Source organism: Ignavibacteriota bacterium, assembly GCA_016212665.1.
GTDB lineage: Bacteria > Bacteroidota > Ignavibacteria > UBA10030 > SZUA-254 > FW602-bin19.
On sequence record JACREZ010000043.1, the window covers coordinates 20237 to 32628 of the forward strand.

Here is a 12392-nt window from a genome sequence, read left to right on the forward strand (position 1 = left end):
TAGTGATTCGTGAGTCATGATTCGTGAATAGTGAACTGTGAAGACGAAAACAAAAAGGAACGATTCACTAATTAACTAATCACGATTTACGAAGTAACGAATCTCCAAGTAACCATTTAAGCAGAAAGAAGATTCTCCTTCAACGCCTTTGCCACCGCCTGAGATTTTGAATGAACATGGAGTTTATCATAGATGTTTCGCGTGTGAGCGCGGACTGTGTAGTTGCTGAGAAATAATTTGTCCGCGATAGTTTTATAATCGTCTCCCTGCACAAGATGCTCAAGCACTTTCAGTTCGCGTTTCGTGAGCGAGTAATTCACATGCTTTGTCGGTAAATTCTCTTTAAACATTTGAAGAACTTTACTTGCAATATGAGGCGAGATGGGCGTACCTCCGTCGAACGCATCCTCCACCGCCTCAACTAATTTTTCCGCGTTGACATTTTTGGAAACATACCCGCTTGCACCAGCGCATATTGCCTGAAAAACTTTTTCGTCATCATCATACACGGTGAGCATGATGATTTGAACATACGGATATTCCCGCTTCAATCGTGCCGCGGCTTCAATTCCGGAAATTCCCGGAAGTCCGATGTCCATCAATACAACATCGGGAGAAACTTCATCGAAATTTTCAATTAATGGTTCAGCCTGTTCATACTCACCGACAACCTGAAATTTTCGGGAGTTTGTGAGCATCATGGATGTTCCTAACCTGTAGTCGGGATTATCTTCTACTATTGCAACGGAAATTGACATTAAACTTTGTGTGTGTGGAAAATGATGTGGTAAGATATTTCATCCTTGCTTGGGAAACAATAGAACAAATGTTCTATTTTATGTTCTCGCGGTAATTATTATGGTCGTTCCCTTCCCTTTTTCAGAGACGATATCGAAAGAACCATTCAGATTGTTCGCTCGCATGAGCATATTAGCAAGTCCTTTCCCCCGGAATGTTCGTTTCGGGTCGAACCCTGCGCCATTATCCCTTATTCTTATGGTTATCAACCCAGCATCATAAGTCGCCTGCAAAGTAATCTGCGTGCAGTTGGCGTGCTTAACGGTATTGTTTACTGCTTCTTTGATCATCAACCAAAATTCTTTTCGTACCTCGGATGATAAAAACACGGTTGCGATTTCTTCCTTTGGAGGAATCTCAAAGACCAACTCGATATTCCTTGCATGGCAAGTGAACTGAATTAAATCCCGAAACCTGAGAAGCAACGTGTGAAGTTTATCCGGCTTCGGGTCAATCGTCCAAATAATTTCGCGGATGGAATTGACCGACTCTCTCGAAAGGGAAACAATGCGTTCATGCAAATTCGATTTCGTTTGCTCATCGAGTGATTCTGATTTCTGAAGCAACTCCCCGAACATTGCAATGCTACTAAGGTTCGTTGCAAGTTCATCATGTAAATCGGAAGCGAGCCGCACGCGCAAGTGTTCGATTTTATGAATCTGTCCGAGACGGTAACGATACATCAGATACAATATCGAAACAATGAAAAGAATGACAAGAAGAGCAAACCACCACATTTGCCAAAACGGAGGATTGATAATCACCTTCACTGAAGTGCCACGTTCATTCCACACACCATCATTGTTTGAACCGCGTACACGGAACACATACGTTCCCGCATCGAGATTTGTGTACGTTACATAGCGCCGGGTTCCTGCATCAATCCAAAATTCATCGAAGCCTTCCATCATGTATTGAAATTGATTTGTGATTGGGTCGGTAAAATCCAAAGCGACAAATTCAAACGAGAAAAAATAATCTGTGTGAGATAACTCGACTGTCGCTTCCCTACCCGGGCTCCATCCTTCTTCTAATTTATCAAGCCGACGAAACGAAGTGACAACAACCGAGGGAATATTCTGATTATCTTTTATACGATTCGGAAAAAATCTGTTGAAACCGTTCGGACCGCCGAAGAACAATTCCCCTGACGATGAACGATAATACGCATTCGCATTGAACTCGTATCCCTGCAGTCCGTCATAAATATCAAAATTCCTGAATCGCTTTTTCAGGAGAGTGCGGTCTTCCTGCACAGTAAGATTGGAAATGATGAATCTTGAAATTCCCCTGTTCGTACTAAGCCAGAGATTCCCGTCATCATCCGGAAGTATTCCATAAATGAAATCGTTCGGTAAACCATCGGCTTCCGTGTAATGGTTGAATTGTTGAGTCGTCGGGTCGAAACGGTTCAATCCGGCTCCCGTTCCGAGCCAAAGAATTCCTTTCGCATCTTCATAGATTGACGTGACAATATTGTTGCTGAGACTGTTTGAATCACTCGGATTGTGTTGAAAGCGCGTAAATGTTCCATTCGCCCGATTCATCTTGTTCAGTCCCCCGCCAATAGTTCCAATCCAGAACGAACCCGATTTGTCTTCATAAATAAATCCGATGACATCATTACTTATACTTGTACTATCTGCCGGATTATTTCTGTAGGTCTTGAATTTCAATTCTGTTTTCCTGATGTCTCCATCGAACGGCAACATCTTTATCAAACCGCCACCATCCGCTCCGAACCATATCGTCCCCGCTTTATCTTCATAACTGACGATGATTTGATTTGAACTTAATCCGTTCGCCTTTGATTGAACTTCCTGAATCCGGCGAAACGATTTGCTCTGTTCATCAAACAGATTCAAACCGCCGCCGCGTGTACCAACCCAGATATTTCCTTTCCTATCCTGACACATCGTCACCGCAACATCAAAACTTAAACTCCGGGAATTTCTTTCATCATGTTTGTAGATTGTCTCTAACTCTCCATCAGCAGAAAAAACACTCACTCCTCCTTCCGTTCCCACCCAAAGATTTTTCTTGTCATCTTCAAGAAAACACCAGACAGAATTATGACTCAGACTTTTCGGATTCATCGGGTCGCGAAGAATATGTCCGAACCGTTCGCTTCTTCTGTTATATTTGTTCACTCCGCCGTTCAACGCTCCCAACCAGATTACTCCCGACTTATCCTCAAACACGGAAAGTATTTGATTCGCACTCAACGCTCCCGGTTTATCGGGGGTATGCCCGACAAATGTAAATTTCTCTTTCCTCGTATCGAAAATATTTACTCCTTGGTCGGTGCCAAGCCACAACATTCCATTCCTGTCCTTGCACATTGACCAGACTCTGTTGCCCTTCAACGTATTCTGTGTTTCTCCCTGATTCGAAAACCGTGTAAACACTTTTGATGAAGGGACATATTTCACAAGCCCGCCCGATGTAGTACCTAGCCAGAGAATTCTCTCAGTTCCGGAATGTTCTTCCACAATCGAGTACACCATATTATCTCCCGGCTGTTCTGTTGGAATTCCAAGATTCATGAACGCCGTACGCTCTTTGTTAAGCATGTACAATCCTTTCGATGTTCCCAGCCACAACACCTCGTTGTCGTCCTCATACATTGCCATTACAGAATATTCGGTTGACTTGAACGATTCCATATTAAATGAAGTGACAAGATTTGTTTGAATATCGAGTTTGTGCAATCCTCCGTTCTTCGTTCCAATCCACAACAATCCCTCTCTATCTTGATGAATCGCCATGATGTCGCCTGATAACAGGCTTGATTTTTTTGTCGCATTGGGGAGAAATCGGGTGAAGGATTGAGTTGCTCTTTTGTATTTATTCAATCCGGTCAGTGTTCCGAACCACAAATTTCCTGAGCGGTCTTCATAAATTCGTCGAACAAAATTATCGGAAATGGAAGTCGAGTCCGCGGGATGTGTTTTGAATGTTGTGAACGTAAATCCGTCGTACCTATTTAATCCGTCCTGTGTTCCAAACCACAGAAATCCCTCGCTGTCTTGAAAAATATTCAGCACGGTATTTTGAGACAATCCGTCCTCAACCGTCAGATGCTCGAAATGAATATTTTCAAATTGAGCAGACGCGGCAATCACCAAAAAAAAACTTAGAAGAACAAGCGCTTTGATTCTCATGGGACAAAGGTAAGCATGTTTTCAACAATAGGCAATTGAAAATTTCACACTTTGTTCATTCCAAAAAATTCCTCTATACTTACCGCATTCTATAAACTCTGCGCTCTTTGCGTCTCTGCGATTTTTTTAAAACGTAATCAATTGAAATCAATGCCGACTACCGAAATTTTTACTCTCAAACTCGACCTCATTCAAACACTCGCCATTGCGTGTGTAGTCTATTTTCTTGGAATGGTGTTGAGACGAAACATCCCAATCCTCGAACGATTGAATATCCCATCGGCAGTCATTGGCGGATTACTGTTCGCCGCGCTCAATCTCGTGCTTCATGATAGATTTCTCAACTTGAAATTTGAAACTGCGACACAACCGCTCTTTATGGTACTCTTCTTCACAACAATCGGAATGAGCGCAAGTCTCCCGCTTCTGAAAAAAGGAGGCATTCAGGTTTTTATTTTTCTCCTCATGTCAACGGTATTTTGTTTTGTACAGAATTTTGTCGGGATGGGAATATCATCGTTGTTCGGAGTGCATCAGTTACTTGGTGTGATGGCTGGCTCGGTAACGCTTGTTGGCGGTCCTGCAACAGGACTCGCATTCGCTCCGTTGTTTGAACAAGCAGGACTCACCGGTGCAGGAACGCTTGCAATCACTGCGGCAACATTCGGCATCGTGTGCGGCGGAATTCTCGGCGGACCGGTTGGAACTTCGTTGATTAAACGACACAATCTTCGAGCAAACAAATCAATTTCAAAATCAGAACTACAACACGAGCTTGCAGACGAATCACCGACTATCTCGGTCGAAATTGAAAAAGAGGATTCCAATCTCGTCATGACAATAATTATTGCTGCGGCGGCGATGGGATTGGGAAGCATCGTGAGTTACTATTTTCAATCGCTCGGATGGACTTTACCAGCGTATATCGGCGCCATGCTCGTCGCTTCCCTCTTTCGCAATGTTGACGACGGAACCAAGTGGCTGAAGATTGACCAACAAGCAATGGAACTCATCGGCACAATTGCCCTGAACATTTTCCTCGTTGTTGCGTTGATGGATTTGAAGTTGTGGGAATTGCTTCATCTCGCTGGTCCGCTTGCGGCAATTCTCTTAGCGCAAGTGATTGTAGTTGTTCTCTTCTCACTTACACTTTCATTCTGGGTGATGGGAAAAGATTATGAATCGGCAGTAATGGCGAGCGGTTTTATTGGGTTCGTTCTCGGAACAACTGCCAACGCCGTTGCGAACATGAAGACACTTGTCGGAAAATACGGAGCCGCTCCCCGCGCCTTTCTCATCGTCCCGATGGTCGGCGCGTTCTTTATAGATTTCACAAACGCGCTTATTATTACCGGGTTTTTGAATTGGTTGAAGTGAATGGATTAACGATTGAGGATTTTCGATTGAAGATTGGAGTTTTTGAGTTTCGAGTTCCATGACAAGATAGGTTCAAAATTCAAAATTGATGTTGCGAAGAAAAACAACCCCGTTAGGTCAATGACTCGTTGAGGGTCAAATATTTGTAGAATATATTAACAACCATTTTCCAACTCCGTAGGAGTTGAACAGCGCAACCTTGCGAAGGTTTCTCGATTGAAATAGTTTTTCCGTGAACTCATCTCTACACTTCTTTGATAGGAAAACCTTCGCAAGGATCTCAACTCCGCAACTCCATCACTTCTTGAATCCTAAATCCTAAATCCTGAATCTTAAATCCTAAGTCGTGTATAAGGCGAATCTCAACTTTGCCAATCATTTCTTCACATCTGAAAATTCTCTTCTCATCAGCAAAGTTTAAATCTGTCAATCAATCCAACTTTATTTTGGCATACAATCTGACAATTAAAAATACAGTTATTTGTATTTCTCATTGTCATCGAATGAATACTGTCTCACGAAGGAAATTTTTAAAGATTGGCGGCGCAACACTTGGGACTGCGCTTGCGGGCGGCGCACTTCTCAAAGGAACTTCACTTCTTTCAAAACAACAATCAACCGAAACGCAAACCGTTCCGACATTCTGCGATATGTGTTTCTGGAAGTGCGGCGCAATTGCTCATGTGAAGGATGGAAAACTCTGGAAAGTTGAAGGAAATCCGCTCGACCCGCTGAGCAACGGGAGATTGTGTCCGAGAGGAACGGGCGGCATTGGCGCACATTACGACCCGGACAGGTTGCGTTCGCCGCTCCTCCGTAAGAACAATCGGGGCGAAGAGCAATGGGTGGAAGTGACGTGGGACGAAGCGTTCACCTACATTGCCGACAAGATGCAGAAAATAAAATCGAACTACGGACCGGAATCGGTTGCGCTGTTCAGTCATGGCATCGGAGGAAATTTCTTCAAGCACACACTCAAAGCGTTCGGCACACCGAATATTTCTGCGCCATCGTTTGCACAATGCCGGGGACCACGCGATGTCGGCTTCCGTTTGACGTTCGGTGAAGATGTCAGTTCACCGGAACGGACAGACATCAAAAATGCACAATGTCTCGTTCTCATCGGAAGCCATCTCGGCGAGAACATGCACAACACGCAAGTGCAGGAATTTGCCGAGGCGGTCGAGAAGAACGCAAGCATCATCGTCGTTGACCCGCGGTTCTCCGTCGCGGCAAGCAAAGCGAAATATTATCTCCCCATCAAACCCGGCACCGACCTCGCGCTTCTTCTCGCGTGGCTCAACGTCATCGTGAATGAAGGTCTCTATGATAAAGTGTATGTTGAGAAGTACGGATTCGGGTTTGAACAATTCTCCGCGCTCATTCAGGAGTACACGCCGGAATGGGCGTATCCCGAAACAGGAATCGAACCGGAACTTATCAGGCAAACGGCGCGTGAAATGGCGCGCTACAAACCGGCAACGCTTGTGCATCCCGGTCGCCACGTTACTTGGTACGGCGATGACGCGCAACGAAGCCGTGCAATCGCATTGCTGAACGCGTTGCTCGGAAGTTGGGGACGTAAAGGCGGATTTTACACTCCTGTTAGTATGGATGTTCCGCCGTATCCTTACCCCGCGTATCCCAAGTCTGAAAAAGGAAAAGTGGACAACCCCGAACACAAGTATCCGTTCGCCCACGAAACAATCACCACAGGAATTCGCGACGCGACAATTTCCGGTCAGCCGTATCCTGTAAAAGGTTGGTTTGTGTACGCGACAAATCTTTTGCACGCATTACCGAATGAAGCGGAAACAATCAAGGCAATTCAGAATCTCGACCTGCTTGTAGTGATTGATGTTATTCCAAGTGAGATTGCCGGATGGGCTGATGTTGTTCTGCCTGAGTCGGTCTATCTCGAACGCCACGATGATTTGAATGTTGAGTGGTTTCGCGAACCGTTCGTCGGGTTGCGCCAACCGGTTGTTGAATCGCCGCATGAACAAAAACCAAATTGGTGGATGGCGAAGAAGCTTGCAGAGAAACTCGGACTCGGACAGTATTACCCTTGGAAAACAATCGAAGAATATTTTGAACATCGCCTGAGCGCGGCGGGATTGAGTTACGCCGAGTTGAAGAAGAACGGAATCATCCGCGGGGCAAAGCAACCGATTTATTTTGATGAAGGAGTTCCGGCAGAGTTCCCGACACCAAGCGGAAAGATTGAGTTCTATTCCATGCAACTTGCTGAAGCCGGATTCGACCCGGTTCCGAAATACAAACGACCTTCAGCAGGCGCACCCGGCTCGTTCCGTTTGTTGTTCGGGCGGGCGCCTGTTCACTCATTCAGCAGAACACAATCGAATCATCTTCTCATGGACATGATGAATGAAAATGAAGTCTGGGTAAATGCAGACATCGCGGCTCGGTATGGCTTGAAGAGCGGTGAGTATGTCCGATTGAAAAATCAGGATGGCGTGGTGAGCAACCGAATTAAACTCAAAGCGACGGAGCGCATTCGTCCCGATTGCGTCTATATGGTGCATGGCTTCGGACATAACGCGAAAGGATTGACGTATGCGTTCGGCAAAGGCGCAAGCGATGCGCAGTTGCTGACTCGCTACACAACCGACCCGCTCATGGGCGGCACCGGAATGAACGTGAACTTCGTGACCATCGAAACGGAGGGTGCATAACATGTCACGATACGGAATGGTGATTGATACAACGAAATGTGTCGGCTGTAAGGATTGCGTGGTCGCATGTAAAACAGAAAATAATGTTCCCGAAGGATACAACCGCGATTGGATTGTGCAGGATGTGAACGGAAAATTTCCCGACCTGACTATGGAGATTCGCTCGGAACGATGCAACCATTGCACGACTGCGCCGTGCGTGAGTTGCTGTCCGACCGGCGCGAGCCACATTCACGAACTTGGCGGCGTGGTGCTGGTAACAAACAATGAGTGCATCGGTTGCAAGGCGTGCATCGCTTCGTGTCCGTACGATGCGCGGTTCATTCATCCCGACGGATACGCGGATAAATGTACCTTCTGCATCCACCGCGTTGAAAAAGGACTCGACCCTGCATGTGTCTCTGTCTGCCCGACGCATTGCATGACATTCGGAGATTTGAACGATGCGAACAGTCAGGTAAGTAAGTTACTGAACTCGCGTAAACATCACTCGTTGATGCCGGAAGCGGGAACAGAACCGAACATTTTTTATTTGATGTAACCATGTTGTCATTCTGAATCCCGCTTCAGCGGGATGAAGAATCTCCATCTGTCACGAACGAGATTCTTCGCTCCGCTCAGAATGACAGAGAGAGAAGAGAAACAATGAACGAACTATCAACAACACGAACGAACCCACTGATTGACCCGTCGCTCCATATTTGGGGCTGGGAAATCCCGGTCTATCTTTTTCTTGGCGGACTGGTCGCCGGCATTATGATTATCTCCGGCTACTTCATCTTCAAAGGAAAATCGAAACACAGTTATTTTTCCTGCTTCTATCTTCCACACATCAGCCTTCTCCTTCTCAGTGCAGGAATGTTTGCTCTATTCCTTGACCTCGAACATAAACTGTATGTCTGGCGATTATACACCGCGTTCAAAATCAGTTCGCCGATGTCGTGGGGTTCATGGATTTTGCTCCTCGTGTATCCAACATTGCTCGCCACAACACTCACAAGAATTCCTCCCGCGTTTCAAAATCGAATAAAAATATTTGATACAATTTCCACCTTCATCAATCAACATCCGACTGCAGTGAAAAACGTCGGCGTGTTGAGCATGATTGTCGGAGCGATTCTCGGAATGTACACCGGAGTTCTACTTAGTTCTCTTGGCGCTCGTCCGCTCTGGAACAGTTCAATTCTCTGGGTTCTCTTTCTCACCAGCGGACTCTCATCTGCCGCGGCGTTCGTTCACATGATTACCGACGACAAGTATGAACGGGAACTTCTTGCAAAAGCAGACAACGGATTTTTAATTTTCGAACTGTTCGTCTTCTCACAATTCATCATTGGCTTGCTCAGTTCAACACAAGCACACCAACGCGCTGCATATTTGATTTTGAACGGACCGTATGCGGCGGTGTTTTGGGTGTTCGTCATCGGGCTGGGAATTGTCGTTCCTCTCATCATTCAACTTCTTGCGGTGAACCATAAAGTTCAACACACACCCGTCGCGCCAATCATGGTGGTTGCAGGTGGATTGATTTTGCGATTCGTGATTGTCTCTGCCGGGCAGTTCAGTCATTGGACGATTACAGGACAATAGTAGAGTCCGTTCAGCGAACGGACGAACTGAACGGATGAATTTTTAATAATGCTTTTGTCCGATTACGAATCGGACTCTACAGGTCATAAATAATTTGAAAAAGAACAATATGAAAACTCTAACATTCAATGAACCTCTTGATGATGTCTCTGAAGAGACAATCGAGAATACTGTAAAATCTGCCGCGCCGTACTGGAATCCATACGTTGCCGGAATCGGACTCGGACTTGTTCTCCTTGCTTCGTTCGTGATTATGGGACGCGGACTTGGCGCATCGGGCGCGTTCACGTCGTTGGTCTCTGTCGGCGTCAACGCTGTCGCACAGGAACATGCGCGCTCGAATGGATTCTTCTCGGAATATCTCGGCGATGGCACACACAGCCCGCTCAAAGACTGGCTTGTGTTTGAAGTGCTTGGCGTAATCGTCGGAGGATTTTTCTCCGGCATCCTTGCGCACCGGGTAAAGGGAACGGTGGAAAAAGGAGAACGCATCTCCACAGGCAAACGATTTCTCTTCGCTTTCCTCGGCGGCGGAATCATGGGCTTTGGTGCGAAACTCGCCCGCGGTTGTACAAGCGGACAAGCATTGACGGGCGGCGCTCTGCTCAGTCTCGGAAGTTGGGCATTCATGCTCTCTGTCTTTGCGGGCGGTTACATGGTTGCATATTTTTTCAGGAGACAATGGCAATGAACGCACCATTTTTCAAATTCGATTACTTCGGTGAGGAGACAAGTCTCATCGTCGCGTTCATCATCGGTATCGGGTTCGGGTTCTTCCTCGAACGCGCCGGATTCGGAAGCGGAAGGAAACTCGCAGCACAATTTTATCTTACCGACCTCACCGTGTTTAAAGTAATGTTCACCGCAATCGTCACGGCGATGGTCGGATTGTTCTGGCTTTCCGTTCTTGGTATTGTTGATTTATCCCTCGTCTATGTAAGCAACACGTTTCTCGTTCCGCAAATTGTCGGCGGGCTGATTCTCGGAGTCGGGTTTGTCATCGGCGGTTACTGCCCGGGAACATCGTGCGTGGCGGCATCAACAGGAAAGTACGACGGAATGATTTATCTGCTTGGAATCATTGCCGGAATATTTGTTTTCGGTGAAGCATTTCCTCTCCTGAAAGATTTCTATTCGTCATCAGCGATGGGAAAAGTAACTCTCCCACAACTCTTTGGTGTCTCCTACGGACTTGTTGTTTTTCTTGTGATATTGATGGCGCTTGGAGGATTTGTCGGTGCCGAATGGGTTGAGAAAAAGTTCTCGGCAAAATCAGGAGAAGTTCGAAAATGAAAACGTTGAAACTTTCACTCCATCAATCTCTTGCTCTTGTTGCCGGACTTCTCGGCATCCTCGCACTTGTTGCCGGTAATCCTTACAAAGGAAACACCGCAACCATGAATGTGAAAGAACTTGGTCTCCTCGTCGAAAAAGAAACCGACCACATTTCCGTTGAGGAACTTGCCGATTGGCTCATTCAGGGAAAAGCGGATTCTCGCCTCATTGATGTTCGGAGCGAGAAAGAGTTTGCAGAGTATCATATTCCATCGGCAGAAAATATTCCTGTCGGTTCCCTATTCGATGCCGAACTGATGCGGAATGAAAAATTACTTCTCTATTCTGAAGGAGGAATCCACGCGGCGCAGGCATGGTTTCTTTTGAAGGCACAACAGTTCAAGCATGTATATATTTTACGCGACGGACTCGCCGAATGGAAAGACAAAATCCTCTTCCCTTCCATTAGCGATAGCGCTTCGTCGGAAGAAACGTTGGCATTTGAAAAAAGAAAATTCGTCAGCAACTATTTCGGCGGCACACCAATGAGCGGCACGTCCTCCGTTTCTCAGACAAAGCAACTTGCTGTTCCGAAAATTCAAATGCCATCCGGCGTCCCTTCTCCCACCGGTTCACCAAAAAAGAAAAAGAAGGAAGGATGTTGAGAGATTTCGGATTGCGGATTTCGGACTGTGGATTTTACGATAAAAGATTAGCCAAGCAGAATTATCGTTCCCTGATGATGCTTCCAATGATGTTGCAAAACGTAGTACATCCGTCATAGGAAGCAGGGAGTCCGTGGCGTGGCTACGGGAATCCGTGGCGCGGCTACGGGTGTCCGTGGCACAGGTACGGGTGTCCGTGGCACAAGTACGGGTGTCCGTGGCATGGCTACGGGAGTCCGTGGCACAGGTACGGGAGTCCGTGGCATGGCTACGGGTGTCCGTGGCACAAGTACGGGAATCCGTGGCATGGCTACGGGAGTGCGTGGCACAAGTACGGGAGTCCGTGGCGCGGCTACGGGTGTCCGTGGCGGAGTTACGGACGTCCGGAATTCAATTACGGACGGGAAACAGGCGAAAATGGATTGTTTTTGATGGAGGGGCGATTTGAGTTCGTTTTCATCGGTACTAACTCAATATTCGAGAAAAGTTGGAACTGATTGATAATCGTGGACAGGATGAATTGGGAAATAGTTTTATGAAGGACGCGGAGCATTCGGGCTTACATTCCCACGCTGATAAATGATAGGGAGCGTGGGAACGAGATGCATTTTTAGTTAATTAGATTGCAGATGGCAATAAAAAAGGCACACGTATTTTACGTGTAAGACCAAACCTAATTACTGCCGAACAATGCCACAGGCGGTGCTGCAACACCGTCTGTGGTCGTTTTATGGGATCATTTCACATTGTCTTTCCTTTCATTTTCCATGGAGAACAATTGTTTTACGTCCCTGTGAATCAAATCCAATGATAAATACTTCTTTTCC

General features: G+C 46.3%; 10 protein-coding genes. 8 read left to right on the top strand and 2 right to left on the bottom strand.

Features of this window, described 5'->3' with window-relative positions:
- Positions 1 to 116: 116 nt before the first annotated feature.
- Complete coding sequence (locus HY960_15035) at positions 117 to 758, bottom strand: response regulator transcription factor (GenBank protein ID MBI5217068.1); 642 nt, start codon at positions 756 to 758, stop codon at positions 117 to 119.
- Between the two features lie 78 nt (positions 759 to 836).
- A complete protein-coding gene (locus HY960_15040) occupies positions 837 to 3962 on the bottom strand; it encodes an ATP-binding protein (GenBank protein MBI5217069.1) in 3126 nt (1041 codons plus the stop codon).
- A 150-nt stretch (positions 3963 to 4112) separates the two neighbouring features.
- On the opposite strand from HY960_15040, the gene gltS reads away from it, so the two are divergent.
- From gltS to HY960_15080, 8 genes are all read left to right on the top strand, one after another.
- Positions 4113 to 5339 carry a sodium/glutamate symporter gene (gene gltS / locus HY960_15045; protein ID MBI5217070.1) on the top strand — a complete coding sequence of 409 codons (1227 nt, stop codon included), beginning with the start codon at positions 4113 to 4115 and terminating at the stop codon, positions 5337 to 5339.
- Positions 5340 to 5842: 503 nt separating this feature from the next.
- Positions 5843 to 8035 carry a molybdopterin-dependent oxidoreductase gene (locus tag HY960_15050; protein ID MBI5217071.1) on the top strand — a complete coding sequence of 731 codons (2193 nt, stop codon included), beginning with the start codon at positions 5843 to 5845 and terminating at the stop codon, positions 8033 to 8035.
- Position 8036: 1 nt separating this feature from the next.
- Positions 8037 to 8576 carry a 4Fe-4S dicluster domain-containing protein gene (locus HY960_15055; protein MBI5217072.1) on the top strand — a complete coding sequence of 180 codons (540 nt, stop codon included), beginning with the start codon at positions 8037 to 8039 and terminating at the stop codon, positions 8574 to 8576.
- Between the two features lie 104 nt (positions 8577 to 8680).
- Entirely contained in the window at positions 8681 to 9625 is a 945-nt protein-coding gene (gene nrfD / locus HY960_15060) for a polysulfide reductase NrfD (protein MBI5217073.1), read from the top strand.
- A 109-nt stretch (positions 9626 to 9734) separates the two neighbouring features.
- A complete protein-coding gene (locus tag HY960_15065) occupies positions 9735 to 10316 on the top strand; it encodes a YeeE/YedE family protein (protein ID MBI5217074.1) in 582 nt (193 codons plus the stop codon).
- Positions 10313 to 10918, top strand: coding sequence for a YeeE/YedE family protein (locus tag HY960_15070; protein MBI5217075.1), 606 nt, complete (start codon positions 10313 to 10315; stop codon positions 10916 to 10918). The genes HY960_15065 and HY960_15070 overlap by 4 nt, the downstream gene beginning before the upstream one ends.
- Positions 10915 to 11565 carry a rhodanese-like domain-containing protein gene (locus HY960_15075; GenBank protein ID MBI5217076.1) on the top strand — a complete coding sequence of 217 codons (651 nt, stop codon included), beginning with the start codon at positions 10915 to 10917 and terminating at the stop codon, positions 11563 to 11565. Before HY960_15070 ends, HY960_15075 begins: the two co-directional genes overlap by 4 nt.
- 138 nt (positions 11566 to 11703) lie before the next feature.
- Positions 11704 to 11997, top strand: a complete 294-nt coding sequence (locus tag HY960_15080; protein ID MBI5217077.1) for a hypothetical protein — start codon at positions 11704 to 11706, stop codon at positions 11995 to 11997.
- Positions 11998 to 12392: the final 395 nt, after the last annotated feature.